A 23278-nucleotide genomic window follows, 5' to 3' on the forward strand; every position below is an offset into this window, starting at 1 on the left:
CGGCGTAAAGAACCAGTCCACAGGAGGACCCCAGTGGCGAAGGCTAAGTTCGAGCGGACTAAGCCGCACGTCAACATCGGCACCATTGGTCACATCGACCACGGTAAGACGACGCTGACCGCGGCGATTACCAAGGTGCTGCACGACGCGTACCCGGACCTGAACCCCTTCACGCCGTTCGACCAGATCGACAAGGCGCCGGAGGAGCGGCAGCGCGGTATCACGATCTCGATCGCGCACGTCGAGTACCAGACGGAGAACCGTCACTACGCGCACGTCGACTGCCCCGGGCACGCCGACTACATCAAGAACATGATCACCGGTGCCGCGCAGATGGACGGCGCGATCCTCGTGGTCGCCGCCACCGACGGCCCGATGCCGCAGACCAAGGAGCACGTGCTCCTGGCCCGCCAGGTCGGCGTTCCGTACATCGTGGTCGCGCTGAACAAGGCCGACATGGTGGACGACGAGGAGATCCTGGAGCTCGTCGAGCTCGAGGTGCGCGAGCTCCTCTCCGAGTACGAGTTCCCGGGCGACGACCTTCCGGTCGTGCGGGTCTCGGCGCTCAAGGCGCTCGAGGGCGACAAGGAGTGGGGCGAGAAGCTTCTCGGCCTGATGGCTGCCGTCGACGAGGCGATCCCGACCCCGCCGCGCGACACCGACAAGCCGTTCCTGATGCCCGTCGAGGACGTCTTCACGATCACCGGTCGTGGCACCGTCGTCACCGGTCGCATCGAGCGTGGCATCGTCAAGGTCAACGAGACTGTCGACATCGTCGGCATCAAGGAGACCAAGACCACCACCACGGTCACCGGCATCGAGATGTTCCGCAAGCTGCTCGACGAGGGCCAGGCGGGCGAGAACGTCGGTCTGCTCCTCCGTGGCATCAAGCGCGAGGACGTCGAGCGCGGCCAGGTCATCATCAAGCCGGGTTCGGTCACGCCGCACACCGAGTTCGAGGCCCAGGTCTACATCCTGTCGAAGGACGAGGGTGGCCGTCACACCCCCTTCTTCAACAACTACCGGCCGCAGTTCTACTTCCGTACGACGGACGTGACCGGCGTGGTGACCCTCCCCGAGGGCACCGAGATGGTCATGCCGGGTGACAACACCGGCATGGACGTCGCGCTGATCCAGCCGATCGCCATGGAAGAGGGCCTGCGTTTCGCCATCCGCGAGGGTGGCCGCACCGTGGGCGCCGGCCAGGTCGTCAAGATCAAGAAGTGATGAAATCCCGCCCGCCGGTCCACCTGGGTCGGCGGGCGGGGCTTTGTCCGGATCGATTCCACCCCCTAGGTGGGACCGGATATCCATTGCTCGGGGGCTCTCTCAAACCTTGGGGGAGTCGCTCGATTGGCCAAGGCCGCCATTCGTGGGGCATACTAGCCAAGTTGCTCGGATAGACAACGGGCTGCGCCGTGCCTGTCGAACAGACAGTGCCGTAGCGCCGGCCCCGTTGGCTCCGAACAATCGGTGGACTTCTGTCCTGCCACCCATGCAGCCGGCGTCGTCGCTTAGCGACCTCGTGCCGTCCTTTCGCTTGCCGCAGCGAAGGTGACGCCGAGCGTACGTTGCCCAGGCCCCCAGGCCGCCCGTAAGGGTTTCCAAGGGGTGCTTGTGAGCAACAAAGCGACACGCCCGACCGCGGGGGTCGGCGGGGAAGGGAAACCCCAACGGGTTTTCAGCCCAAGTCTTCTCCCCGTGTCAGCGGGGGTGATCCGCAGCGGTACGAGAGAAGGAATTCGAAGCAGCCATGGCGGGACAGAAGATCCGCATCAGGCTCAAGGCCTACGACCACGAGGTCATCGACAGTTCGGCGAAGAAGATCGTCGAGACGGTGACGCGTACTGGTGCGCAGGTTGCGGGGCCGGTGCCGCTGCCGACCGAGAAGAACGTGTACTGCGTCATCCGCTCGCCGCACAAGTACAAGGACTCGCGCGAGCACTTCGAGATGCGCACTCACAAGCGGCTCATCGACATCCTCGACCCCACGCCGAAGACGGTCGACTCGCTTATGCGTCTCGACCTGCCGGCCGGCGTCGACATCGAGATCAAGCTCTGAGGACGCACCGACGATGACGAAGCAGATGAAGGGCATTCTGGGCAAGAAGCTCGGCATGACCCAGGTCTGGGACGAGAACAACCGCGTCGTTCCAGTGACTGTGGTCGAAGCCGGGCCCTGCGTCGTGACCCAGGTCCGCAACGCCGAGGTCGACGGCTACTCCGCCGTCCAGATCGCGTTCGGCGCGATCGACCCCCGCAAGGTGAACAAGCCGCTCGCCGGCCACTTCGCCAAGGCGGGTGTGACCCCGCGTCGCCACCTGGTCGAGCTGCGCACCTCCGACGCCGGCGAGTACTCGCTGGCGCAGGAGATCACCGCCGAGGTGTTCGAGGCCGGCCAGAAGGTCGACGTCATGGGCACCTCGAAGGGCAAGGGAACCGCCGGTGTCATGAAGCGACACGGCTTCAAGGGTCTCGGCAGCTCGCACGGTACGCAGCGCAAGCACCGTTCGCCCGGCTCGATCGGTGGCTGCGCCACCCCGGGTCGTGTGTTCAAGGGTGTGCGCATGGCAGGCCGCATGGGTAACGAGCGCGTCTCCACCCAGAACCTGACCGTGCACGCCGTCGACGCCGAGAAGGGCCTGCTCCTGATCAAGGGCGCGGTCCCCGGTCCGAACGGCGGCCTGGTTCTGGTGCGCACTGCGGCGAAGGGTGTGTGAATTTCATGACCAGCATTGACGTTCTTTCGCCCGCCGGCGAGAAGACCGGGACGATCGAACTCCCCGCGGGGCTGTTCGACGTCCAGGTGAGCATCCCGACGATCCACCAGGTCGTCGTGGCCCAGCTCGCCGCGGCTCGGCAGGGCACGCACAAGACCAAGACTCGTGGCGAGGTCCGCGGCGGTGGGCGCAAGCCGTACCGCCAGAAGGGCACCGGTCGCGCCCGTCAGGGCTCGACCCGCGCGCCGCAGTTCGCCGGTGGTGGCGTCGTGCACGGTCCCGTGCCGCGTGACTACGAGCAGCGGACCCCGAAGAAGATGAAGGCGTCCGCGCTGCGCGGTGCCCTCTCCGACCGGGCGCGTCACGAGCGCATCCACTGCGTTTCCGCGCTGATCGAGGGCGACAAGCCGTCGGTCAAGGCGGCGAAGACGCTGCTCGGCAAGATCAGTGAGCGCAAGAACGTGCTCCTGGTCGTCGAGAAGTCCGACACCACTGCCTGGCTGAGCGCCCGCAACCTTCCGCAGGTGCACTTGCTCGAGGTCGGGCAGCTGAACACCTACGACGTGCTCGTCTCCGACGACGTGGTCTTCACGAAGGCCGCGCTGGAGCGCTTCATCGCCGGACCGGCGCAGGCCGCCTCGGCGGTCGCGAGCTCCGACGAGCTCGAAGGGAGCATCGCGTGAGCACCGAAACCGTCGAGAGCACGACGAAGGTCACCAGCAAGACCTACACCGACCCGCGCGACGTGCTGCTGAAGCCGGTGATCTCGGAGAAGAGCTACGGGCTCATCGACGAGAACAAGTACACGTTCATCGTGCACCCCGACGCCAACAAGACCCAGATCAAGCAGGCCGTCATCGCGGTCTTCGGGGTCAAGGTCGAGAGCGTCAACACGATCAACCGAGTTGGTAAGCGCAAGCGCACCAAGACCGGTTTCGGCAAGCGCAAGGACACGAAGCGCGCGATCGTCACCCTTGCAGAGGGCGAGCGGATCGACATCTTCGGTGGACCCGTCGGCTGACGGCCGCTGATACGGACGAGGACTAAGAGAAGCCATGGGCATCCGCAAGTACAAGCCGACGACGCCGGGCCGTCGTGGCGCCAGCGTCGCCGACTTCGTCGAGATCACGCGGTCCGAGCCGGAGAAGTCGCTGGTCCGCCCTCTGCACAGCAAGGGTGGTCGTAACAACCACGGCCGTGTGACGGCTCGCCACCAGGGTGGCGGCCACAAGCGCGCGTACCGACTGATCGACTTCCGGCGCAACGACAAGGACGGCGTTCCGGCGAAGGTCGCGCACATCGAGTACGACCCGAACCGCACCGCGCGCATCGCTCTTCTGCACTACGCGGACGGCGAGAAGCGCTACATCCTGTGCCCGAACAAGCTGAAGCAGGGCGACCGGATCGAAAATGGTCCGGGCGCCGACATCAAGCCGGGCAACAACATGCCGCTCCGGAACATCCCGGTCGGTACGGTCATCCACGCCATCGAGCTTCGGCCCGGTGGCGGCGCGAAGATCGCCCGTTCCGCGGGTGTCAGCGTGCAGCTCCTTGCCAAGGAGGGCGCGCACGCGACCCTCCGCATGCCGTCGGGCGAGATTCGCCTGGTGGACGTGCGCTGCCGGGCGACGGTCGGCGAGATCGGCAATGCCGAGCAGTCGAACATCAACTGGGGCAAGGCCGGTCGCATGCGCTGGAAGGGCAAGCGCCCGACCGTCCGCGGTGTGGCGATGAACCCCATCGACCACCCGCACGGTGGTGGTGAGGGCAAGACCTCTGGTGGTCGCCACCCGGTGAGCCCCTGGGGTAAGCCCGAGGGTCGTACTCGTCGGCCGAAGAAGGCCAGCGACAAGCTCATCATCCGCCGCCGCAAGACGAACAAGAAGCGCTAGGAGCAGTCTCGATGCCGCGCAGTCTGAAGAAGGGACCCTTCGTCGACGGCCACCTCATCAAGAAGGTGGACGTACAGAACGACAAGGGCACCAAGAACGTCATCAAGACCTGGTCCCGCCGCTCGATGATCGTCCCGGCGATGCTGGGCCACACGATCGCGGTGCACGACGGCCGTAAGCACGTCCCGGTGTTCGTGACCGAGTCGATGGTCGGCCACAAGCTCGGCGAATTCGCGCCGACTCGGACCTTCCGCGGTCACGAGAAGGACGACCGGAAGTCGCGTCGTCGCTGACGCGGCGAATCGCATGGATATCGAGATGAGCAAGGGGACGTCGATGGAAGCCAGGGCTCAGGCGCGGTACATCCGCGTCACGCCCATGAAGGCCCGCCGCGTGGTGGACCTCATCCGTGGCATGAACGCCGCGGAGGCCCAGGCGGTCCTGCGATTCGCTCCGCAGGCCGCGAGTGAGCCGGTCGGCAAGGTGCTCGACAGCGCCATTGCCAACGCCGGTCACAACCACAACTTGGACACGAACAACCTGTACGTGTCCTCCGCCTACGTGGACGAGGGTCCGACCCTCAAGCGTTTCCGTCCGCGGGCACAGGGTCGGGCGTACCGCATCCGCAAGCGCACCAGCCACATCACCGTGGTTGTCGCCGAGAAGGAGAGGACCCGCTAGTGGGCCAGAAGGTTAACCCGCACGGGTTCCGTCTCGGCATCACCACGGACTTCAAGTCCCGGTGGTACGCCGACAAGCTGTACAAGGACTACGTCGGCGAGGACGTCAAGATTCGTCAGATGATGACGAAGGGCATGGAGCGCGCGGGCATCTCGAAGGTCGAGATCGAGCGCACCCGTGAGCGCGTCCGCGTCGACATCCACACCGCCCGGCCGGGCATTGTCATCGGCCGTCGTGGTGCGGAGGCCGACCGCATCCGCGGTGAGCTGGAGAAGCTCACCGGCAAGCAGGTCCAGCTGAACATCCTCGAGGTCAAGAACCCCGAGGTGGACGCCCAGCTGGTCGCGCAGGGTGTGGCCGAGCAGCTCTCGAGCCGCGTGTCCTTCCGCCGTGCCATGCGCAAGGCGATGCAGAGCTCCATGAAGGCCGGGGCCAAGGGCATCAAGATCCAGTGCGGTGGTCGTCTGGGTGGGGCAGAGATGTCCCGCTCGGAGTTCTACCGCGAGGGTCGGGTGCCGCTGCACACGCTGCGCGCCAACGTCGACTACGGCTTCTTCGAGGCCCGCACGACGTTCGGTCGCATCGGCGTGAAGGTGTGGATCTACAAGGGCGACGTCAAGAACATCGCCGAGGTTCGCGCCGAGAACGCGGCGGCTCGTGCCAGCAACCGTCCCGCCCGCGGCGGCGCTCCCGAGCGTCCCCGTCGTGGTGGCGAGGGTGGCGGCGGCGGTCGTGGCGGCGAGCGCGGTGGCCGTGGTGGCCGCGGCGGACGTCCGCAGCAGAACGACGCGCAGGCCACCGGTTCCTCGGACACCGGCTCCGCGCCGGCGGCCGAGGCTGTGAACTCGGCGCCCGAATCCGGATCGGAGGCCTGACCCCGATGCTGATCCCCCGCAGGGTCAAGCACCGCAAGCAGCACCACCCCAAGCGTGGTGGCCGCGCCAAGGGCGGTACGGAACTGGCGTTCGGCGAGTACGGCATCCAGGCCCTGGGCCAGGCGTACGTGACCAACCGTCAGATCGAGTCCGCTCGTATTGCCATCACCCGGCACATCCGCCGTGGTGGCAAGGTGTGGATCAACATCTACCCCGACCGTCCGCTGACCAAGAAGCCTGCCGAGACCCGCATGGGTTCCGGTAAGGGCTCGCCCGAGTGGTGGGTCGCGAACGTCAAGCCCGGTCGGGTGATGTTCGAACTGTCGTACCCGAACGAGAAGGTGGCTCGTGAGGCGCTCACCCGCGCCGTGCACAAGCTGCCGATGAAGTGCCGGATCGTCCGGCGCGAGGCTGGTGAGGCGTGATGGCGGCCGTTACCAAGGCGTCCGAGCTCCGCGAACTCGGTGACGAGGAAATCGTCGCCAAGCTCCGCGAAGCCAAGGAGGAGCTGTTCAACCTCCGTTTCCAGGCGGCGACCGGGCAGCTCGAGAATCACGGGCGGCTCAAGGCTGTCCGTAAGGACATCGCCCGGATCTACACGCTGATGCGCGAGCGCGAGCTGGGCATCGACGTGCAGGAGACCGGAGGCGCGGCGTGAGCGAGAAGACTGAGATGACTGAAGCAACCCGGGGTTTCCGCAAGACCCGTGAGGGCCTCGTCGTCAGCGACAAGATGGACAAGACCGTCGTCGTCGCCGTCGAGGACCGCGTGAAGCACCCGATGTACGGCAAGGTCATCCGCCGCACGAACAAGCTGAAGGCTCACGACGAGCAGAACGCCTGTGGCGTCGGTGACCGTGTCGTCCTCATGGAGACTCGGCCGCTGTCCGCCAGCAAGCGCTGGCGCATCGTCGAGATCCTCGAAAAGGCCAAGTAGCGAGCGCCGGTCGCCCCACCATCCGTGGGTCGTGACCGCGACGTGACGATCAGGAGTTAGACGTGATCCAGCAGGAGTCGCGACTGCGAGTCGCCGACAACACGGGTGCGAAGGAGATTCTCTGCATCCGTGTGCTCGGTGGCTCCGGCCGGCGCTACGCGGGCATCGGGGACGTCATCGTTGCCACCGTCAAGGACGCGATCCCCGGTGGCAACGTGAAGAAGGGTGACGTCATCAAGGCGGTCATCGTGCGGACGGTCAAGGAGCGCCGGCGTGTCGACGGCTCCTACATCCGCTTCGATGAAAACGCCGCCGTCGTCCTGAAGAACGATGGCGAACCCCGTGGCACCCGTATTTTCGGCCCGGTCGGCCGTGAGCTTCGTGAGAAGAAGTTCATGAAGATCATCTCGCTCGCGCCGGAGGTGCTCTAACCAATGGCGAAGGCGATGAAGATCAAGAAGGGTGACCTGGTACAGGTCATCACCGGCAAGGACAAGGGCAAGCAGGGCAAGGTCATCGCGGCCTACCCGCCGCAGGAGCGCGTCCTGGTCGAGGGCGTCAACCGGATCAAGAAGCACACCAAGGTGGGTCAGTCCGCCAAGGGTGCCAAGACCGGTGGCATCATCACCCAGGAAGCCTCCATCCACGTCAGCAACGTGATGCTGGTGGTGGAGAAGGACGGGAAGAAGGTTCCGACGCGGACCGGCTTCCGGTTCGATGACGAGGGCAACAAGATCCGGTACGCCAAGCGGACCGGTGAGGACATCTGATGACGGTCACCACTGAGGCGCGCGAACTGCCGCGTCTGAAGCAGCGTTACCGCGAGGAGATCCTCGGCAAGCTGCGTGAGGAGTTCTCGTTCGAGAACGTCATGCAGGTTCCGGGCGTCACCAAGATCGTGGTCAACATGGGTGTGGGCGACGCCGCCCGCGACTCGAAGCTGATCGACGGCGCGATCAAGGACCTGATGGCCATCACCGGCCAGAAGCCCCAGGTCACGAAGGCCCGCAAGTCCATCGCGCAGTTCAAGCTGCGCGAGGGTCAGCCGATCGGCGCGCACGTTACACTGCGCGGCGACCGGATGTGGGAGTTCCTCGACCGTCTGCTGTCGATCGCGCTGCCGCGTATCCGCGACTTCCGCGGCCTCTCGCCGAAGCAGTTCGACGGGCGCGGCAACTACACCTTCGGTCTCACGGAGCAGTCGATGTTCCACGAGATCGACCAGGACAAGATCGACCGCGTTCGTGGCATGGACATCACCGTGGTGACCACCGCCAAGAACGACGACGAGGGCCGCGCTCTGCTGCGTCTCCTCGGCTTCCCGTTCAAGGAAGCGTGAGCAGTCGCCACGGCGACTGAGGAACGCAACAAGGAGACTGAGACGTGGCGAAGAAGGCCCTGATCGCAAAGGCCGCCCGCAAGCCGAAGTTCGAGGTTCGTGGCTACACGCGCTGCCAGCGCTGTGGCCGCCCTCACTCGGTGTACCGCAAGTTCGGCCTGTGCCGCGTGTGCCTGCGCACGATGGCGCACGCCGGCGAGCTGCCGGGCGTCACCAAGAGCAGCTGGTAGTTCGCGGTCGCCTCGGCGACTGACGCAACACGGCAATCGCCCGTCCCGCGGGGACGAGCGAGAACAGTAACGACGTCGTAGGTCCCGCACCGCAGTCGTCGCCCGTCGCCCTTCCCCGGAAGGGCGGCGGGTGAGGGATCGCACGCCGGGAAACCACGGCGAGAAAGGCCTTGAGGCCGTCATGACCATGACCGACCCCATCGCAGACATGCTGACCCGTCTGCGGAACGCCAACTCGGCATACCACGACGATGTCGTGATGCCGTTCAGCAAGATCAAGTCGCACATCGCGGAGATCCTCCAGCAGGAGGGTTACATCCAGGGCTGGCGCGTCGAGGACGCGGAGGTGGGCAAGAAGCTCACCGTCGTCCTCAAGTACGGCCCGAACCGCGAGCGCTCGATCGCCGGCGTCCGCCGTGTGTCGAAGCCCGGTCTGCGGGTGTACGCAAAGTCCACCAACCTGCCGAAGGTGCTCGGCGGCCTCGGCGTCGCGATTATCTCGACGTCGACCGGTCTGCTCACCGACAAGCAGGCGGCCAAGAAGGGCGTGGGCGGGGAAGTCCTCGCCTTCGTCTGGTAAGGGAAGGGAAGGAGAGCAATGTCGCGCATCGGACGTCTCCCCATCCCGGTTCCCACCGGTGTGGACGTCACCATCAATGGCCGCGAGGTTGTCGTGAAGGGCCCCAAGGGTTCCCTGTCGCACACCATCGCCGCCCCGATCGAGATCGCGAAGTCGGACGACGGCACCCTCGCGGTGTCGCGCCCCGACGACGAGCGTCGCTCGAAGGCCCTGCACGGGCTGTCCCGGACGCTGGTGGCGAACATGATCACTGGTGTGACCCAGGGATACATCAAGAAGCTCGAGATCAGCGGTGTCGGTTACCGTGTCCAGGCGAAGGGCTCCTCGCTGGAGTTCGCGCTCGGATACAGCCACCCCATCGTCATCGAGGCCCCGGAGGGCATCACCTTCGTGGTCGAAGCCCCGACCCGTTTCTCGGTCGAAGGCATCGACAAGCAGAAGGTCGGTGAAATCGCCGCGAACATCCGCAAGCTGCGGAAGCCCGACCCGTACAAGGCCAAGGGCGTCAAGTACGCCGGCGAGGTCATCCGCCGCAAGGTCGGAAAGGCTGGTAAGTAGGCATGGCTGTCGGCGTGAAGACCGGCAAGGGCGTTGCGAAGAAGTCTGTCGCACGCAAGCGCCGGCACATCCGGGTGCGGAAGAAGGTTTCCGGCACCCCGCTGCGGCCCCGTCTCGTCGTGAGCCGCTCCACCCGTCACATGGTGGCGCAGGTTATCGACGACATCGCCGGCCACACTCTCGCTTCGGCCTCCACGATGGACCCGTCCATCCGTGGTGGCGAGGGCGACAAGACCGCTCAGGCTCGCAAGGTCGGCGAATTGGTCGCCGAGCGCGCGAAGGCTGCCGGTGTCGAGGCCGTCGTGTTCGACCGCGGTGGTAACAAGTACCACGGTCGAATCGCCGCCCTCGCGGATGCCGCACGCGGAAACGGGCTCACCTTCTGAGCCCGCTGCTCCGGACAAGCTTCGAACGACAGATGAGGACATTCTGATGGCTGGACCCCAGCGCCGCGGTGGCGGCGCCGGCGGCGGCGAGCGGCGGGACCGGCGGGATCGACGTGATGGTGGCGCAGCCGCCGAGAAGACTGCTTACGTCGAGCGCGTCGTCGCGATCAATCGCGTCGCCAAGGTCGTGAAGGGTGGTCGTCGCTTCAGCTTCACCGCGCTGGTCGTGGTGGGCGATGGCGATGGCACCGTAGGTGTCGGTTACGGCAAGGCCAAGGAGGTGCCGGCCGCGATCGCCAAGGGTGTTGAAGAGGCCAAGAAGCACTTCTTCAAGGTCCCCCGTATCCAGGGCACCATTCCGCACCCGATCCAGGGTGAGAAGGCTGCCGGCGTGGTGCTCCTGAAGCCGGCGTCGCCGGGTACCGGTGTCATCGCCGGTGGCCCCGTGCGCGCCGTACTCGAGTGCGCCGGCATCCACGACGTGCTGAGCAAGTCGCTCGGCTCGTCCAACCCGATCAACATCGTGCACGCGACCGTCGCGGCGCTCCAGGGGCTCGTTCGCCCCGAGGAGATCGCGGCTCGTCGCGGACTGCCCCTGGAGGACGTGGCCCCGGCCGCGCTGCTGCGGGCTCGCGCGGGGGTTGGTGCGTAATGGCACGTCTCAAGGTCACGCAGACCCGATCCAAGATCGGTGGCAGGCAGAACCAGCGGGACACTCTCCGTTCGCTCGGTCTCAAGCGCGTCCACGACGTGGTCGTCAAGGAAGACCGCCCGGAGATCCGCGGCATGATCGCGACGGTGTCGCACCTCGTCACCGTCGAGGAGGTCGACTGACATGGGTGCTGACAACCCGCTGAAGGTGCACCACCTGCGGCCCGCCCCGGGCGCCAAGACCGCCAAGACCCGCGTGGGTCGTGGCGAGGGCTCCAAGGGCAAGACCGCCGGTCGTGGCACCAAGGGCACCAAGGCTCGTTACCAGGTGCCGGCCCGCTTCGAGGGTGGGCAGATGCCGCTGCACATGCGGCTGCCCAAGCTCAAGGGCTTCAAGAACCCGTTCCGGGTCGAGTTCCAGGTCGTGAACCTGGACAAGATCGAGTCCCTGTACCCCGAGGGTGGCGAGGTCACCGTCGAGGGTCTGATCGAGAAGGGCGCGGTTCGCAAGAACCTGCCCGTCAAGATCCTGGGCACCGGCGAGATCTCGGTTGCCGTCCAGGTGAAGGTGCACGCCTTCTCCGGCTCGGCGAAGACGAAGATCGCCGCCGCGGGTGGCTCGGCCGACGAACTGTCGGTCTGATCCGCTCGAGCGGACAAGGAATGACCGTCATGGCCCGTTCGGATCGGTACCGAACGGGCCTTGACGTCGTTGGAGGCTATAGCGCAGGGGCGTCACGCCGGTAAGGTGGTGACGCCCCTGTGGTTTGCTGTGTCGTGGGGGCGGGTTCATTGCTCCACCCCCGTACCTGACTTGCTGTGTTTTCGCCGTGTGTTGTGTCATGTCGCATGAACGTCGGCCGGGGCGATACTTCCGGCCCGTCGGCGCTGTTATTGTCCGTGAGGTTCCTGTGAGGGACCTGACCAGTGGTCCTACCGGACCGACGACTCGATCGACTCGCCCCTAAGACGGGCGGGGCGCAGGAGGCAGTGTGCTCACCGCGTTCGCCAGGGCGTTCCGCACGCCCGACCTGCGCAAGAAGCTGCTGTTCACGTTGGCGATCATCGTGCTCTTCCGGATCGGGTCGCATATCCCGGTACCGGGCGTCTCGTTCGAGATGGTGCGCTCTTGCGTAGAGGACTCCAACCGGAACAGCCTGTTCGGCCTCGTCAACATGTTCAGCGGCGGTGCGCTGCTGCAACTCACCATCTTCGCGCTCGGGATCATGCCGTACATCACGGCGAGCATCATCCTGCAGCTGCTGACCGTGGTGATCCCGCGACTGGAGGCCCTCAAGAAGGAGGGCCAGGCCGGCACCGCGAAGATCACCCAGTACACGCGCTACCTCACCATCGCGCTGTCGATCCTCCAGGCCACCGCGCTGATCGCCACCGCCCGCAGCGGCGCGCTCTTCTCCAGCGCCCGCAGTGCCACCTGCGACCCGCAGGGCATCGTGCCCGACGACTCGCTCTTCAGGGTGATCGTGATGGTCGTCGTGATGACGGCCGGCACCTCGACGATCATGTGGCTCGGTGAGCTGATCACCGACCGCGGCATCGGCAACGGCATGTCGATCCTGATGTTCGTCTCCGTCGCCTCCGGCTTCCCGGCCGCGCTGTGGACGATCAAGGACCAGGGCACCATCGGCGGCGGCTGGGTGCCGTTCTTCACCGTCATCGCCATCGGCCTGGTGATGGTCGGCCTGGTGGTCTTCGTGGAGCAGGCGCAGCGCCGCATCCCGGTGCAGTACGCAAAGCGCATGATCGGGCGTCGCGCCTACGGCGGGACCTCGACCTACATCCCGCTCAAGGTGAACCAGGCGGGCATCATCCCCGTCATCTTCGCCTCTTCGCTGCTGTACATCCCGGCTCTCATCGCACAGTTCAGCGGCGGCAAGTCGGACTGGGCGGTGTGGATCGAACGCAACTTCGTCAAGGGCGACCACCCGCTGTACATGATCACGTACTTCCTGCTGATCGTCTTCTTCGCGTTCTTCTACGTGGCCATCACGTTCAACCCCGAAGAAGTAGCCGACAACATGAAGAAGTATGGTGGCTTCATTCCGGGGATCCGCGCCGGCAGACCGACCGCGGAATACCTGAACTACATCCTCACCAGGATCACGTGGCCCGGATCGTTGTACCTGGGCATGATCGCGCTGGTACCCAGCATCGCGCTCGTGCTCTTCAACGCCAACCAGAACTTCCCGTTCGGCGGCACGAGCATCCTGATCATCGTGGGAGTGGGTCTGGAAACCGTGAAGCAGATCGAGAGTCAGCTCCAGCAGCGCAACTACGAAGGCTTCCTCCGCTAAATGCGTATCGTTCTCGTGGGGCCTCCCGGCGCGGGTAAGGGAACCCAGGCCCAGTACATCGCCGCCAACCTGTCGATTCCCGCCGTCTCGACCGGTGACATCTTCCGCGCCAACGTGAGTCAGGGCACCCCGCTCGGCCGCGAGGCGAAGACCTACATGGACGCGGGCAATCTGGTACCCGACGAGGTGACCATAGGCATGGTCCGGGAGCGCCTGGCGCAGCCGGACGTGGCCGGTGGTTTCCTTCTCGACGGGTTCCCGCGCAACACCGCCCAGGCCAAGGTGCTCGACGAGATCCTCGCCGAGAACGACACCGAGCTGGACGTGGTGCTCGAACTCAAGGTCGACGACTCGGAGATCATCCAGCGGATCTCCGGCCGCCGGCAGTGCCGGGCCAACGGGCACGTCTGTCACATCCTGACCGACCCGCCGAAGGTGGCCGGGGTCTGCGACGAGTGCGGCAGCGAGCTCTACCAGCGCGACGACGACCGCGAGGAGACCGTCCGGCACCGGCTGGACGTCTACAAGGAGCAGACCGAACCTTTGGTCGGCTACTACTCCGAGCGCAACCTCCTGCTGCCGATCCAGGCGACGGGTCCCGTCAAGGAGGTCACCGGACGCGCGATGACCGCACTTCGGGAGTTCGGCGGCGCCTGATCGGCGTCGGCCGCGACAGACGGCACACATGGGCGATCCGGGGAAACCCCGGATCGCCCATCGTGCTTTTTCGGTGATGGACAGAAGAGGACGGCGAGGACGGCCATGCCGGTGTTCCGGAAACGGCAGATGCGTATCGAACGCAAGACGCCGGAGCAGATCGAGAAGATGCGTCGGGCGGGCGCGGTGGTGGCGAACACCCTGGAGTTGTTGCGCGAGGCGGCGAAGCCCGGGGTGACCACCGCGGATCTGGACACGATCGCCGAGCGGTCGATCCGGGCCGCCGGGGCGATTCCCTCGTTCAAGGGCTACCACGGCTTCCCGGCGTCGATCTGCGCGTCGGTCAACGACGTGGTGGTGCACGGGATCCCGGACGACACCCCGCTGCGCGACGGCGACCTGATCTCGATCGACTGCGGCGCGATCCTGGACGGCTGGCACGGCGATTCGGCGATCAGCGTGCCGATCGGCGAGGTGCGGCCCGAGGTGCTCGAACTGAGCCGGGTGTGCGAGCAGTCGATGTGGGCGGGCATCGAAGCGGCGGTGGCGGGCGGCCGGTTGACCGACATCAGCCACGCGGTGGAGAAGTCGATCCGGGCCAACCCGCTGCCGGGCGGCGCCAGGTACGGCATCGTCGAGGACTACGGCGGCCACGGCATCGGCACCGAGATGCACCAGGACCCGCACGTGCTCAACTACGGCCCGGGCGGCCGGGGTCCGCGCCTGGAGGTCGGGGTGTGCCTGGCGATCGAGCCGATGGTCACCCTCGGCAAGCCGGACACGTACACGCTGCCCGACGAGTGGACGGTCAAGACCACGGCGGGCGGCTTCGCGGCGCACTGGGAGCACTCGATCGCGATCACCGAGAACGGCCCCGTGGTGCTGACCCGGCCCTGAGGACAGACCCCCGCCAATGGTGGGGCTGGCCCCATGTACGCGGCGACCGGGCCTGCCTAGTGTCGAAGGCATGGTGAGGCACCCGACGATGCGGGCATCCGACGTGGACCGTGAGGCGGCGGTGACGCTGCTGCGTGACCACCACCTGGTCGGACGGCTGACGCTCGCAGAGTTCAACGAGCGCATGGGGGCCGCCTTCGGGGCGGTCACGCTGGGGGAGTTGGCCCGGCTGATCTCCGATCTGCCGCCGCCCGAACACCTCGAGGCGGACGTCGAGGTGATCCGCGCGCGGATGGCCTACGAGGAGGCGCGCACCCGGGCGGCGCTGGCGCGCGCGGGCGGCCGGGCCGGTCCGCTCGCGGAGGTCGAGCCGGAGCCGGCGGTGCCCGCGTGGCCGGTGCCGAGCGCGGCGCCGGGGCCGACCCCGGCGGAGGTGTACTGGGAGGCCGAGCCGGTGCGCCGCCGGGGCGACGGGTGGGCGGCGACCGCGCGGGGGCTGCGGGCGGCCTGGACGGTGTTGAACGCGGTCACCGCGCTCAACGTGGTGATCTGGCTGCTGGTCGCGGTGGCCGGCACCGGGGTGGTCTACTTCTGGCCGGTGTGGGTCTTCGGCCCGGCCGCCGCGGTGCTCGGGTCGATCCACATGGTCGTGTGGCGGCACGGGCGCTCGTCGCCCTGACCACACCCGGCGCGGCCCGCCAGGGCCTACGCTCGACACATGGACCGTGATCCGAACTCTCCCGCGACCCACGCGGACCGCGAACGTGTGACCGCCGGGCTGCGCGAGCACCTCGCCTCGGGCCGCTTGGCGCTGTCCGAATACCGGGCGTGCCTGGACGCGGTCCGGCGAGCGGGTACGGTGGGGGAGCTCGACGCGGTCTCGGCGAACCTGCCGGGCCGCGAGGATCGGGACGACGCGGCGGGTGCGACGCCGCCGCGGGATTACGCTCGACACGTCGACGCGCCTTCGCGAGCCGGTGCCTATGGCCCGGCGAAGGAGCGGCGTTCGCGGGTTTCCGACGCGACGTTGAACAAGGTCTGGTTGGTCGTGATGTCACTCGGCGTGCTGGTGTGGGCGCTGGTCTACTTCGTGAAGTAGGTCCGGATGGCCCGGCGGGCGCGGAACCTGTGGTTCCGGGCCCGGTTTCGCTTTCATCGGCCGAGTGCCTTAGACTGACTCGTCGGCTCACATGTAGCCAGGTTTGGCGCGCCCGTCGTCCGGGTGCCAAAAATTTGAGCTTCGTCATGTGCGCCGGGTAACGGTAGCTGATCCCGAGATACGAAGCGCGGAGGACATGCCCAAGAAGCAAGGGGCCATCGAAATCGAGGGCACCGTCATCGAGTCGCTCCCCAACGCCATGTTTCGCGTGGAGCTTCAGAACGGGCACAAAGTCCTCGCGCACATCAGTGGGAAGATGCGGATGCACTACATCCGGATCCTCCCGGACGACCGGGTCGTCGTCGAGCTGAGCCCGTACGACCTGACCCGCGGCCGGATCGTCTACCGCTACAAGTAGGCGAGCCCCAGCCCTGCCCACGCCGTGCGTGGTGTGCGGGGCTTGGACGCAAACCGATAACCGACTCGGCGACGGCGGCGTGCCCGCACGCCTTCGTCACACGTACCGGAGAAATCATGAAGGTCAAGCCGAGCGTCAAGAAGATCTGCGACAAGTGCAAGGTGATCCGCCGTCACGGCCGGGTCATGGTGATCTGCGAGAACCTGCGCCACAAGCAGCGCCAGGGCTGAGCAGCACCCCCTTCGCACAACGAGCGATCGACGCGCGACGCACCACGTAAGAGCCACAGCACCCGACCCCCGCCTCGTGCGGGACGCCACCCTCGGCCGGAGGCCGAGGACCGAGGACATCCCTGGTGGGTGTTCCGGACCGGTGCTGGGCCAGACCTCCGACTAAACCAGGAGCCACACATATGGCACGCCTCGTCGGCGTCGACCTCCCCCGTGAGAAGCGGGTCGAGGTCGCTCTGACCTACATCTTCGGCGTCGGGCGCACTCGTGCGCTGGACACGCTGAAGAACACCGGTGTCAACCCCGACACCCGCGTCCGCGATCTCGCCGAGGACGACCTGATCAAGCTTCGCGACTGGATCGAGGCGAACTACCGCGTCGAGGGTGACCTCCGACGCGAGGTTCAGGCCGACATCCGCCGCAAGGTCGAGATCGGTTGCTACGAAGGTCTGCGTCACCGTCGCGGTCTTCCCGTCCGCGGTCAGCGCACCCACACCAACGCGCGTACCCGCAAGGGCCCGCGTCGCGCGATCGCCGGCAAGAAGAAGCCGGGCAAGAAGTAGTCCGCGTACGACGGATCACGCGGTCCTCAATTCGTAGCGGACCGACGACCTCAGGAGTTTCCAGCAGATGCCTCCCAAGAGCCGCGCGGGCGCCAAGAAGGTGCGCCGCAAGGAAAAGAAGAACGTCGCTCACGGGCACGCCCACATCAAGAGCACGTTCAACAACACGATCGTTTCGATCACGGACCCCAGCGGCAATGTGATCTCGTGGGCCTCCGCCGGCCACGTCGGCTTCAAGGGCTCGCGCAAGTCGACCCCCTTCGCCGCGCAGATGGCCGCCGAGTCCGCCGCGCGCCGTGCCCAGGAGCACGGCATGCGCAAGGTCGACGTTTTCGTCAAGGGCCCGGGCTCCGGTCGTGAGACCGCCATTCGTTCGCTGCAGGCCACCGGCCTGGAGGTGGGCTCCATTCAGGACGTCACCCCCGTGCCGCACAACGGCTGCCGCCCCCCCAAGCGCCGCCGCGTCTGACCAGCAGCTGACTAGGAGTTAAAGAACAATGGCGCGTTACACCGGCGCGGACTGCAAGCGCTGCCGTCGCGAGAAGATGAAGCTGTTCCTCAAGGGCAGCAAGTGCGAGGGCCCGAAGTGCCCGATCGAGATTCGCCCCTACCCGCCGGGCGAGCACGGTCGTGGCCGGACCAAGGACAGCGAGTACCTGCTGCAGATGCGCGAGAAGCAGAAGTGCGCGCGCATCTACGGCGTTCTCGAGAAGCAGTTCAAGGGCTACTACGAGGAAGCGAACCGTCGCCAGGGCAAGACCGGCGAGAACCTGCTTCGCATCCTCGAGTCGCGCCTGGACAACGTGGTCTACCGCGCGGGCTTCGCCAAGTCGCGTGACCACGCCCGTCAGCTGGTGCGCCACGGCCACATCGTGGTCAACGGCGTCAAGACGGACATCCCGTCGTTCCGGGTCTCCGACAACGACATCATCGAGGTCCGCAAGGACTCGGTCGAGCTGACCCCGTTCGTGGTCGCCCGTGCCGAGGCCGGCGAGCGCACCGTCCCGGCCTGGCTCGAGGTCATCCCGGGCAAGATGCGCATCCTCGTGCACTCCCTCCCGGCGCGTCAGGTCATCGACACGCAGGTGCAGGAGCAGCTCATCGTCGAGCTCTACTCCAAGTAGTAGCGCTCTTCGGAACGGGCGGACCGGCCTTGTGCCGGTCCGCCCGTATCCTTGTTCTCACTGGCGTCATATAGCGGACGTCAATGACATGGAGGCATCCACATGCTTATCGCCCAGCGGCCGACCCTCACCGAGGACGTCGTCGACGAATACCGTTCGCGGTTCGTCATCGAGCCCCTCGAGCCCGGCTTCGGCTACACGCTCGGCAACTCGCTTCGTCGCACGCTCCTCTCCTCGATCCCGGGCGCGGCTGTCACCAGCATCCGGATCGACGGCGTCCTGCACGAGTTCACCACCGTGCCGGGGGTCAAGGAGGACGTCACCGACCTCATCCTCAACATCAAGCAGCTGGTCGTCTCCTCGGAGCACGACGAGCCGGTCGTGATGTACCTGCGCAAGCAGGGCCCGGGTGTGGTCACCGCCGGCGACATCGCGCCGCCGGCCGGCGTCGAGGTGCACAACCCCGACCTGGTCCTGGCCACGCTGAACGCCAAGGGCAAGCTGGAGATGGAGCTGACCGTCGAGCGCGGTCGCGGCTACGTCTCCGCGGTGCAGAACAAGCAGGCGGGCCAGGAGATCGGCCGGGTTCCGGTCGACTCGATCTACTCGCCGGTGCTCAAGGTCACGTACAAGGTCGAGGCCACCCGTGTCGAGCAGCGCACGGACTTCGACAAGCTGATCGTCGACGTCGAGACCAAGCAGTCCATGCGTCCGCGTGACGCGATGGCCTCCGCGGGCAAGACGCTGGTCGAGCTGTTCGGTCTCGCGCGCGAGCTGAACATCGACGCCGAGGGCATCGACATGGGCCCGTCGCCGACCGACGCCGCGCTCGCGGCCGATCTGGCGCTGCCGATCGAGGAGCTCGAGCTCACGGTCCGCTCCTACAACTGCCTCAAGCGCGAGGGCATCCACACCGTGGGTGAACTGGTCGCGCGCAGCGAGGCCGACCTGTTGGACATCCGCAACTTCGGTGCGAAGTCCATCGACGAGGTCAAGGCGAAGCTCAACGGGATGGGCCTGGCCCTCAAGGACAGCCCGCCCGGGTTCGACCCGACCGCCGCCGCGGACAGCTTCGGCGACGAGGACGACCACGGCTTCGCCGAGACCGAGCAGTACTGAGCGACTTCCCTCAGGGGGAGTTGCCACCACCCGGGTCGACCGGCCCGGGTGGACTGACGTCGGTACCTGATACGGCCGGCGCAGGAGATATCTAGGAGAGAACATGCCCAGGCCCACCAAGGGTCCGCGCCTCGGCGGCGGCCCGTCCCACGAGCGGCTGATCCTGGCCGGTCTCGCGACGGCGCTGTTCGAGCACGGTCGGATCACCACGACCGAGGCCAAGGCGCGTCGGCTGCGTCCCGTCGCCGAGCGACTGATCACCAAGGCGAAGAAGGGCGACCTGCACAACCGTCGCCAGGTGCTCACCATCGTTCGGGACAAGAGCGTCGTGCACACGCTCTTCGAGGAGCTCGGTCCGCGCTACGCGAACCGTCCCGGCGGCTACACGCGCATCACCAAGATCGGCAACCGCAAGGGCGACAACGCCCCGATGGCCGTGATCGAGCTGGTCGAGGCGCTGACCGTGGCGCAGACCGCGGTCGGTGAGGCCGAGGCCGCCACGAAGCGTTCGGTCAAGGAGCAGGAGACCGCCAAGGTCGAGACGGCGAAGGCCGCCCCGACCGAGGAGGCGCCCGCCGCCGAGGCCGAGTCGGCCGAGGAGAGCAAGGACGCCGACAAGGCCTGACGGTCTTCTCGGACGCTCATGCGTTCTGCATCACCGTGCGAGCCCGCCCTCCGTATTCGTACGGAGGGCGGGCTCGCGCCATGTCCGGAGGTGGTTGACGTGGTGCGCTTGCGCATCGATCTGTCGTACGACGGCACCGAGTTCGCGGGCTGGGCCCGCCAGCGCGAGCTGCGTACCGTGCAGGGGACGCTGGAGAGCGCCCTGACCACGGTGTTGCGCCTGGCCGAGCCCGCCCAGCTGACCGTGGCCGGCCGGACCGACGCGGGGGTGCACGCGCGGGGCCAGGTGGCCCACCTGGACGTGCCCGACGAGGTCTGGGCGGCGCTGGGCGACGTGGCCCTGCGGCGGGTCACCGGGGCGCTTCCGCGCGATCTGCGGGTGCGCGACATCACCGTGGCGCCGGCCGGGTTCGATGCCCGATTCGGCGCGATCTGGCGGCGCTACGCGTATCGGGTGTGCGACGCGCCGGGCGGGGTGGATCCGCTGCGCCGGGGCAGCGTGGTGTGGCACGACCGGCCGTTGAGCGAGAGCCGGATGCACGCGGCGGCGCAACTGGTGTTGGGCGAGCACGACTTCGCGTCGTTTTGTCGGCGGCGCGAGGGGGCCACGACGGTGCGCTGCCTGCAGGACTTCTCCTGGGCCCGGGAGACGCCGACCGGGGCCGATGTGGGGCCGGCGTTTCGGCCGGTGATCGTGGCCACCGTGCGGGCCGACGCGTTCTGCCACAACATGGTGCGCTCGCTGGTGGGCGCGATGCTCGCGGTGGGCACCGGGCGCAAGCCGGTGGACTGGCCTCGGGAGGTGCTCGGGCGCGCGGTGCGCGACTCGGGTGTGCATGTGGCGCCCGCGCACGGGCTCACCCTGGAGGAGGTGGCCTACCCGGCGGACGAGTTGCTCGCGGACCGGGTGACCGCCACCCGGCGGCGGCGCGACGGTAGTTGAGCCGGAGTCGGGGCGGGGCGGTGCGCCGGTGGTGCGGCCCGCACCGGCCCCGGCCCCGGCCGGGCTTCAGCCCTGGATCTGTTCCAGTGCCTTGCGCCTGTTCGTCTCGTCGATCTGCTTCGAGGTCGCCTCGCCGCGCGCGATCAGCGAGTTCCACAGGAACTTGTCCACGTCGTCCTGGGCCTGCGCCATGGTCTTGTCGTCGGCCGAGGGGTCCTTGCCGTTCGCGTACCAGTCCAGGGTGAACAGGCCGTAGCGGCCGACCGAGTTGCGCAGCTTGCCGTGCTTTTGCTTCTTGGCGTCCAGGACCTTGACCCCGGGGCCGGCCAGCGGGAGCAACTCGCCGCCGTCCTTGCCGTTCTTGACCGCGGTCGCCTGGTCCGGCGACGCGAACGCGGCGACCGCCGCAGTGGACAACGTGCCGTCGGGGCCGAGCACCGCGAGCCGGATCAGCTGGGTGCACTGCTGGTCGCGGGCGGCCGGACCGAGCTTGGCGTCCATGCCGTCCGAGCAGGTGTTGTCCAGCTTGCTCGCGAGCACCGAGTACTGCCGCCCGTTGACGGTGAACTTCTGACCGGGGAACAGCGCCTCGACGGTGAAGGGCGCGGTGTCCAGGGCCGGGTCGGCCAGCACGCTCTGCGCCGGGGGCGGCGGTGGCACGGTCGGCGCCGGCCGGAAGGTCGGCTTGGCCGGTGCGAAGGTCGCCGAGGCGGGGCCGGTCGCCGGACCGGCCTTCTTCTTGTCGTCACCGCCGGACATCGACATGACCGCCGCGACCACGCCGCCGACCAGGGCCAGGCCGAGCACGGTGCCGCCGACGGTGAACAACATCCGGCGGCGCCGGGCGGCCGAGTCGCGTTCCTCGGCCAGCCGGGTCCAGTCGGGACCGGCGGAGCCGGCGAACTGCTGTTGCTGGGTTGGCTGTTCGTGCGGGGAGGGGGGTTGCGCGAAGGGCTGCTGGGGCTGCTGGGGCGGTTGTTGTCCCGCGTCGTGCGCGTGCGAGGGGAACGGGTCCCATGGGTGTTGCGGCTGCCCCGGCGTGCCGGGCCCGCCCGGGCGTACGCTCCACGGCTGTTGCCCGTCGTCCCCCGGTGTACCGACCCCCGACATACCCGCCCCCTGCAAGGAATGACCGCCTCGGCTCCCCGGGTGCCGACGCGCCGACCGTTCGGCGCATCGTACCCATCCGCCGATGTGGTGACCGGCCGGCGTGGCACGGTAGGAGCACCTCCGGCGATGGCTTACGCTGGGGAGGGGCGTGAGACAGATCATCGCCCCATTGCTCGTTTTGACCGGCACCCCCTTGACCCGGTATTGTGCCGGTTCGTTGTGCGTATTGGCTTGCTTGAGTGGAGTCGGTACGCCGGGCCGCCGGCCACCGGAGTCCGCATTCGGTTCGGAATCATCTCCCGGACAGCCAGTCGGCATCCGTCAGCACACACTCACGAAGAAGCGAAGGCTATCGACCGTGCGCACGTACAGCCCCAAGCCCGGCGACGTCCAGCGTCAGTGGCACGTCATCGACGCGACCGATGTCGTGCTCGGCCGTCTGTCCACCCAGGCTGCTGCCCTGCTCCGGGGTAAGCACAAGCCGGTGTACGCGCCGCACGTCGACACCGGCGATTTCGTCATCATTGTGAACGCCGACAAGGTCCACCTGTCGGGCAACAAGCGCAGCCAGAAGATGGCCTACCGCCACTCCGGCTACCCGGGTGGCCTCCGCGCCGTCCGCTACGACGAGCTGCTGGAGAAGAACCCCGAGAAGGCCGTGGAGAAGGCCATCAAGGGCATGCTCCCGAAGAACACCCTGGGCCGGGCGATGTTGTCCAAGCTCAAGGTGTACCGCGGTTCCGAGCACCCGCACTCGGCGCAGCAGCCGGTTCCGTTCGAGATCACCCAGGTCGCGCAGTAGTCACGGCCACCGCCTGACGAACGAATAGTTTGAGGAGAACAGTGGCCGAGACCATTGCAGAAACCCCGATCGAGGAGACCGAGGGTCTTCCGCTCGAGAGCTACACGTCCGAGTCGCTCGCGTCGCGCTTCAGCGAGCCGCAGGCCGGCGCGGCCACCGGTCGCCGCAAGGAAGCCGTCGCGCGGGTGCGGATCGTGCCGGGCACCGGCAAGTGGAAGATCAACGGGCGCACGCTCGAGGAGTACTTCCCGAACAAGGTGCACCAGCAGCTGGTCAACGAGCCCTTCAAGGTGCTCGAGCTGGACGACCGCTACGACGTGCACGCCCGCATCCACGGCGGCGGTGTCTCCGGCCAGGCCGGCGCGCTGCGCCTGGGTGTCGCCCGTTCGCTGAACGAGGCGGACGTCGAGGCGAACCGCCCGGCGCTGAAGAAGGCCGGCTTCCTCACCCGTGACCCGCGGGCCACGGAGCGCAAGAAGTACGGTCTGAAGAAGGCGCGCAAGGCGCCGCAGTACAGCAAGCGCTAAAC

General features: G+C 67.2%; 38 protein-coding genes. 37 read left to right on the plus strand and 1 reads right to left on the minus strand.

The window, feature by feature from the left end; genetic code table 11:
- The first annotated feature begins 33 nt into the window (after positions 1-33).
- The 35 genes from tuf to truA all read left to right on the plus strand — a co-directional run bounded on the left by tuf (position 34) and on the right by truA (position 20837).
- Positions 34-1227: an elongation factor Tu gene (gene tuf, locus ABIA38_RS38440; RefSeq protein WP_391585395.1), complete on the plus strand. Its 1194-nt coding sequence runs from the start codon at positions 34-36 to the stop codon at positions 1225-1227.
- A gap of 526 nt (positions 1228-1753) precedes the next feature.
- A complete protein-coding gene (rpsJ, locus tag ABIA38_RS38445; RefSeq protein WP_020549238.1) occupies positions 1754-2062 on the plus strand; it encodes a 30S ribosomal protein S10 in 309 nt (102 codons plus the stop codon).
- A gap of 13 nt (positions 2063-2075) precedes the next feature.
- Entirely contained in the window at positions 2076-2720 is a 645-nt protein-coding gene (rplC, locus tag ABIA38_RS38450) for a 50S ribosomal protein L3 (RefSeq protein ID WP_424643618.1), read from the plus strand.
- A gap of 5 nt (positions 2721-2725) precedes the next feature.
- Entirely contained in the window at positions 2726-3403 is a 678-nt protein-coding gene (gene rplD / locus ABIA38_RS38455) for a 50S ribosomal protein L4 (protein WP_424643619.1), read from the plus strand.
- The gene (gene rplW / locus ABIA38_RS38460; protein ID WP_424643620.1) at positions 3400-3741 is read left to right on the plus strand and encodes a 50S ribosomal protein L23; all 342 of its coding nucleotides are present in this window, start codon (positions 3400-3402) and stop codon (positions 3739-3741) included. The genes rplD and rplW overlap by 4 nt, the downstream gene beginning before the upstream one ends.
- 34 nt (positions 3742-3775) lie before the next feature.
- Complete coding sequence (gene rplB / locus ABIA38_RS38465; protein ID WP_020549234.1) at positions 3776-4612, plus strand: 50S ribosomal protein L2; 837 nt, start codon at positions 3776-3778, stop codon at positions 4610-4612.
- An 11-nt stretch (positions 4613-4623) separates the two neighbouring features.
- Positions 4624-4905 carry a 30S ribosomal protein S19 gene (rpsS, locus tag ABIA38_RS38470; RefSeq protein WP_020549233.1) on the plus strand — a complete coding sequence of 94 codons (282 nt, stop codon included), beginning with the start codon at positions 4624-4626 and terminating at the stop codon, positions 4903-4905.
- Between the two features lie 43 nt (positions 4906-4948).
- Entirely contained in the window at positions 4949-5293 is a 345-nt protein-coding gene (gene rplV / locus ABIA38_RS38475; RefSeq protein ID WP_078979279.1) for a 50S ribosomal protein L22, read from the plus strand.
- Positions 5293-6168: a 30S ribosomal protein S3 gene (gene rpsC / locus ABIA38_RS38480; RefSeq protein WP_355532993.1), complete on the plus strand. Its 876-nt coding sequence runs from the start codon at positions 5293-5295 to the stop codon at positions 6166-6168. Before rplV ends, rpsC begins: the two co-directional genes overlap by 1 nt.
- A 5-nt stretch (positions 6169-6173) precedes the next feature.
- On the plus strand, positions 6174-6593 hold the full coding sequence (gene rplP, locus ABIA38_RS38485; protein ID WP_020549230.1) for a 50S ribosomal protein L16: 420 nt from the start codon (positions 6174-6176) through the stop codon (positions 6591-6593).
- Complete coding sequence (gene rpmC / locus ABIA38_RS38490) at positions 6593-6826, plus strand: 50S ribosomal protein L29 (protein ID WP_020549229.1); 234 nt, start codon at positions 6593-6595, stop codon at positions 6824-6826. The genes rplP and rpmC overlap by 1 nt, the downstream gene beginning before the upstream one ends.
- Complete coding sequence (gene rpsQ / locus ABIA38_RS38495; RefSeq protein WP_355532996.1) at positions 6823-7104, plus strand: 30S ribosomal protein S17; 282 nt, start codon at positions 6823-6825, stop codon at positions 7102-7104. Before rpmC ends, rpsQ begins: the two co-directional genes overlap by 4 nt.
- Positions 7105-7166: 62 nt before the next feature.
- On the plus strand, positions 7167-7535 hold the full coding sequence (rplN, locus tag ABIA38_RS38500) for a 50S ribosomal protein L14 (protein WP_020549227.1): 369 nt from the start codon (positions 7167-7169) through the stop codon (positions 7533-7535).
- Between the two features lie 15 nt (positions 7536-7550).
- Positions 7551-7874, plus strand: coding sequence for a 50S ribosomal protein L24 (gene rplX, locus ABIA38_RS38505; protein WP_424643674.1), 324 nt, complete (start codon positions 7551-7553; stop codon positions 7872-7874).
- Positions 7874-8443 (plus strand): 50S ribosomal protein L5, encoded by a 570-nt coding sequence (gene rplE / locus ABIA38_RS38510; RefSeq protein ID WP_161360668.1) that lies wholly within the window; start codon positions 7874-7876, stop codon positions 8441-8443. Before rplX ends, rplE begins: the two co-directional genes overlap by 1 nt.
- A 44-nt stretch (positions 8444-8487) precedes the next feature.
- Positions 8488-8673, plus strand: a complete 186-nt coding sequence (locus tag ABIA38_RS38515; protein WP_020549224.1) for a type Z 30S ribosomal protein S14 — start codon at positions 8488-8490, stop codon at positions 8671-8673.
- Positions 8674-8854: 181 nt separating this feature from the next.
- Entirely contained in the window at positions 8855-9253 is a 399-nt protein-coding gene (rpsH, locus tag ABIA38_RS38520) for a 30S ribosomal protein S8 (RefSeq protein ID WP_020549223.1), read from the plus strand.
- 18 nt (positions 9254-9271) lie between these two features.
- Positions 9272-9811, plus strand: coding sequence for a 50S ribosomal protein L6 (rplF, locus tag ABIA38_RS38525; protein WP_424643621.1), 540 nt, complete (start codon positions 9272-9274; stop codon positions 9809-9811).
- Positions 9812-9813: 2 nt separating this feature from the next.
- Positions 9814-10197 (plus strand): 50S ribosomal protein L18, encoded by a 384-nt coding sequence (rplR, locus tag ABIA38_RS38530; RefSeq protein WP_020549221.1) that lies wholly within the window; start codon positions 9814-9816, stop codon positions 10195-10197.
- Between the two features lie 46 nt (positions 10198-10243).
- Positions 10244-10849, plus strand: a complete 606-nt coding sequence (gene rpsE, locus ABIA38_RS38535; RefSeq protein WP_020549220.1) for a 30S ribosomal protein S5 — start codon at positions 10244-10246, stop codon at positions 10847-10849.
- Positions 10849-11031, plus strand: a complete 183-nt coding sequence (gene rpmD, locus ABIA38_RS38540) for a 50S ribosomal protein L30 (protein ID WP_020549219.1) — start codon at positions 10849-10851, stop codon at positions 11029-11031. The genes rpsE and rpmD overlap by 1 nt, the downstream gene beginning before the upstream one ends.
- Before the next feature lies 1 nt (position 11032).
- The gene (gene rplO / locus ABIA38_RS38545) at positions 11033-11491 is read left to right on the plus strand and encodes a 50S ribosomal protein L15 (protein ID WP_424643622.1); all 459 of its coding nucleotides are present in this window, start codon (positions 11033-11035) and stop codon (positions 11489-11491) included.
- Between the two features lie 349 nt (positions 11492-11840).
- The gene (gene secY, locus ABIA38_RS38550; protein WP_424643623.1) at positions 11841-13163 is read left to right on the plus strand and encodes a preprotein translocase subunit SecY; all 1323 of its coding nucleotides are present in this window, start codon (positions 11841-11843) and stop codon (positions 13161-13163) included.
- Positions 13164-13820 carry an adenylate kinase gene (locus ABIA38_RS38555; RefSeq protein ID WP_424643624.1) on the plus strand — a complete coding sequence of 219 codons (657 nt, stop codon included), beginning with the start codon at positions 13164-13166 and terminating at the stop codon, positions 13818-13820.
- A gap of 129 nt (positions 13821-13949) precedes the next feature.
- Positions 13950-14717 (plus strand): type I methionyl aminopeptidase, encoded by a 768-nt coding sequence (map, locus tag ABIA38_RS38560; RefSeq protein ID WP_424643625.1) that lies wholly within the window; start codon positions 13950-13952, stop codon positions 14715-14717.
- A gap of 70 nt (positions 14718-14787) precedes the next feature.
- Positions 14788-15396, plus strand: a complete 609-nt coding sequence (locus ABIA38_RS38565) for a DUF1707 SHOCT-like domain-containing protein (RefSeq protein ID WP_424643626.1) — start codon at positions 14788-14790, stop codon at positions 15394-15396.
- A gap of 39 nt (positions 15397-15435) precedes the next feature.
- On the plus strand, positions 15436-15816 hold the full coding sequence (locus tag ABIA38_RS38570; protein ID WP_424643627.1) for a DUF1707 SHOCT-like domain-containing protein: 381 nt from the start codon (positions 15436-15438) through the stop codon (positions 15814-15816).
- Positions 15817-16012: 196 nt separating this feature from the next.
- Positions 16013-16234, plus strand: a complete 222-nt coding sequence (gene infA, locus ABIA38_RS38575) for a translation initiation factor IF-1 (protein ID WP_018382544.1) — start codon at positions 16013-16015, stop codon at positions 16232-16234.
- A gap of 116 nt (positions 16235-16350) precedes the next feature.
- On the plus strand, positions 16351-16464 hold the full coding sequence (gene rpmJ, locus ABIA38_RS38580) for a 50S ribosomal protein L36 (RefSeq protein ID WP_009740505.1): 114 nt from the start codon (positions 16351-16353) through the stop codon (positions 16462-16464).
- Positions 16465-16646: 182 nt separating this feature from the next.
- Positions 16647-17027 carry a 30S ribosomal protein S13 gene (gene rpsM / locus ABIA38_RS38585; RefSeq protein ID WP_424643628.1) on the plus strand — a complete coding sequence of 127 codons (381 nt, stop codon included), beginning with the start codon at positions 16647-16649 and terminating at the stop codon, positions 17025-17027.
- Between the two features lie 67 nt (positions 17028-17094).
- Positions 17095-17496, plus strand: coding sequence for a 30S ribosomal protein S11 (gene rpsK / locus ABIA38_RS38590; RefSeq protein WP_020549211.1), 402 nt, complete (start codon positions 17095-17097; stop codon positions 17494-17496).
- Between the two features lie 28 nt (positions 17497-17524).
- Positions 17525-18151 (plus strand): 30S ribosomal protein S4, encoded by a 627-nt coding sequence (gene rpsD, locus ABIA38_RS38595; RefSeq protein WP_020549210.1) that lies wholly within the window; start codon positions 17525-17527, stop codon positions 18149-18151.
- 102 nt (positions 18152-18253) lie between these two features.
- The gene (locus ABIA38_RS38600; RefSeq protein ID WP_020549209.1) at positions 18254-19270 is read left to right on the plus strand and encodes a DNA-directed RNA polymerase subunit alpha; all 1017 of its coding nucleotides are present in this window, start codon (positions 18254-18256) and stop codon (positions 19268-19270) included.
- A gap of 103 nt (positions 19271-19373) precedes the next feature.
- Positions 19374-19895, plus strand: a complete 522-nt coding sequence (gene rplQ / locus ABIA38_RS38605; protein WP_424643629.1) for a 50S ribosomal protein L17 — start codon at positions 19374-19376, stop codon at positions 19893-19895.
- Between the two features lie 99 nt (positions 19896-19994).
- Positions 19995-20837 carry a tRNA pseudouridine(38-40) synthase TruA gene (gene truA, locus ABIA38_RS38610; RefSeq protein ID WP_424643630.1) on the plus strand — a complete coding sequence of 281 codons (843 nt, stop codon included), beginning with the start codon at positions 19995-19997 and terminating at the stop codon, positions 20835-20837.
- Between the two features lie 66 nt (positions 20838-20903).
- Here truA and ABIA38_RS38615 read toward each other — a convergent pair whose 3' ends face one another.
- Entirely contained in the window at positions 20904-21947 is a 1044-nt protein-coding gene (locus tag ABIA38_RS38615) for a hypothetical protein (RefSeq protein WP_424643631.1), read from the minus strand.
- 358 nt (positions 21948-22305) lie between these two features.
- On the opposite strand from ABIA38_RS38615, the gene rplM reads away from it, so the two are divergent.
- Together rplM and rpsI are read left to right on the plus strand one after the other, a co-directional pair.
- Positions 22306-22749, plus strand: a complete 444-nt coding sequence (gene rplM / locus ABIA38_RS38620) for a 50S ribosomal protein L13 (RefSeq protein ID WP_424643632.1) — start codon at positions 22306-22308, stop codon at positions 22747-22749.
- A gap of 41 nt (positions 22750-22790) precedes the next feature.
- Entirely contained in the window at positions 22791-23276 is a 486-nt protein-coding gene (rpsI, locus tag ABIA38_RS38625) for a 30S ribosomal protein S9 (protein ID WP_424643633.1), read from the plus strand.
- The last annotated feature ends 2 nt before the right edge of the window (positions 23277-23278 follow it).

Origin of the sequence: Embleya sp. AB8 (genome assembly GCF_049739465.1) — a bacterium.
Taxonomy (GTDB): Bacteria; Actinomycetota; Actinomycetes; order Streptomycetales; family Streptomycetaceae; genus Embleya.

Excerpts from the sequence above, each read along its gene's own strand:
- rpsJ (WP_020549238.1), top strand. The coding sequence starts at position 1,754 with ATGGCGGGACAGAAGATCCGCATCAGGCTCAAGGCCTACGACCACGAG.
- rplC (WP_424643618.1), top strand. The coding sequence starts at position 2,076 with ATGACGAAGCAGATGAAGGGCATTCTGGGCAAGAAGCTCGGCATGACC.
- rplD (WP_424643619.1), top strand. The coding sequence starts at position 2,726 with ATGACCAGCATTGACGTTCTTTCGCCCGCCGGCGAGAAGACCGGGACG.
- rplB (WP_020549234.1), top strand. The coding sequence starts at position 3,776 with ATGGGCATCCGCAAGTACAAGCCGACGACGCCGGGCCGTCGTGGCGCC.
- rpsS (WP_020549233.1), top strand. The coding sequence starts at position 4,624 with ATGCCGCGCAGTCTGAAGAAGGGACCCTTCGTCGACGGCCACCTCATC.
- rplV (WP_078979279.1), top strand. The coding sequence starts at position 4,949 with ATGGAAGCCAGGGCTCAGGCGCGGTACATCCGCGTCACGCCCATGAAG.
- rplP (WP_020549230.1), top strand. The coding sequence starts at position 6,174 with ATGCTGATCCCCCGCAGGGTCAAGCACCGCAAGCAGCACCACCCCAAG.
- rpmC (WP_020549229.1), top strand. The coding sequence starts at position 6,593 with ATGGCGGCCGTTACCAAGGCGTCCGAGCTCCGCGAACTCGGTGACGAG.
- rplX (WP_424643674.1), top strand. The coding sequence starts at position 7,551 with ATGAAGATCAAGAAGGGTGACCTGGTACAGGTCATCACCGGCAAGGAC.
- rplE (WP_161360668.1), top strand. The coding sequence starts at position 7,874 with ATGACGGTCACCACTGAGGCGCGCGAACTGCCGCGTCTGAAGCAGCGT.
- rpsH (WP_020549223.1), top strand. The coding sequence starts at position 8,855 with ATGACCATGACCGACCCCATCGCAGACATGCTGACCCGTCTGCGGAAC.
- rplF (WP_424643621.1), top strand. The coding sequence starts at position 9,272 with ATGTCGCGCATCGGACGTCTCCCCATCCCGGTTCCCACCGGTGTGGAC.
- rplR (WP_020549221.1), top strand. The coding sequence starts at position 9,814 with ATGGCTGTCGGCGTGAAGACCGGCAAGGGCGTTGCGAAGAAGTCTGTC.
- rpsE (WP_020549220.1), top strand. The coding sequence starts at position 10,244 with ATGGCTGGACCCCAGCGCCGCGGTGGCGGCGCCGGCGGCGGCGAGCGG.
- rpmD (WP_020549219.1), top strand. The coding sequence starts at position 10,849 with ATGGCACGTCTCAAGGTCACGCAGACCCGATCCAAGATCGGTGGCAGG.
- rplO (WP_424643622.1), top strand. The coding sequence starts at position 11,033 with ATGGGTGCTGACAACCCGCTGAAGGTGCACCACCTGCGGCCCGCCCCG.
- ABIA38_RS38555 (WP_424643624.1), top strand. The coding sequence starts at position 13,164 with ATGCGTATCGTTCTCGTGGGGCCTCCCGGCGCGGGTAAGGGAACCCAG.
- map (WP_424643625.1), top strand. The coding sequence starts at position 13,950 with ATGCGTATCGAACGCAAGACGCCGGAGCAGATCGAGAAGATGCGTCGG.
- ABIA38_RS38565 (WP_424643626.1), top strand. The coding sequence starts at position 14,788 with ATGGTGAGGCACCCGACGATGCGGGCATCCGACGTGGACCGTGAGGCG.
- ABIA38_RS38570 (WP_424643627.1), top strand. The coding sequence starts at position 15,436 with ATGGACCGTGATCCGAACTCTCCCGCGACCCACGCGGACCGCGAACGT.
- infA (WP_018382544.1), top strand. The coding sequence starts at position 16,013 with ATGCCCAAGAAGCAAGGGGCCATCGAAATCGAGGGCACCGTCATCGAG.
- rpmJ (WP_009740505.1), top strand. The coding sequence starts at position 16,351 with ATGAAGGTCAAGCCGAGCGTCAAGAAGATCTGCGACAAGTGCAAGGTG.
- rpsM (WP_424643628.1), top strand. The coding sequence starts at position 16,647 with ATGGCACGCCTCGTCGGCGTCGACCTCCCCCGTGAGAAGCGGGTCGAG.
- rpsK (WP_020549211.1), top strand. The coding sequence starts at position 17,095 with ATGCCTCCCAAGAGCCGCGCGGGCGCCAAGAAGGTGCGCCGCAAGGAA.
- rpsD (WP_020549210.1), top strand. The coding sequence starts at position 17,525 with ATGGCGCGTTACACCGGCGCGGACTGCAAGCGCTGCCGTCGCGAGAAG.
- ABIA38_RS38600 (WP_020549209.1), top strand. The coding sequence starts at position 18,254 with ATGCTTATCGCCCAGCGGCCGACCCTCACCGAGGACGTCGTCGACGAA.
- rplQ (WP_424643629.1), top strand. The coding sequence starts at position 19,374 with ATGCCCAGGCCCACCAAGGGTCCGCGCCTCGGCGGCGGCCCGTCCCAC.
- ABIA38_RS38615 (WP_424643631.1), bottom strand. The coding sequence starts at position 21,947 with ATGTCGGGGGTCGGTACACCGGGGGACGACGGGCAACAGCCGTGGAGC.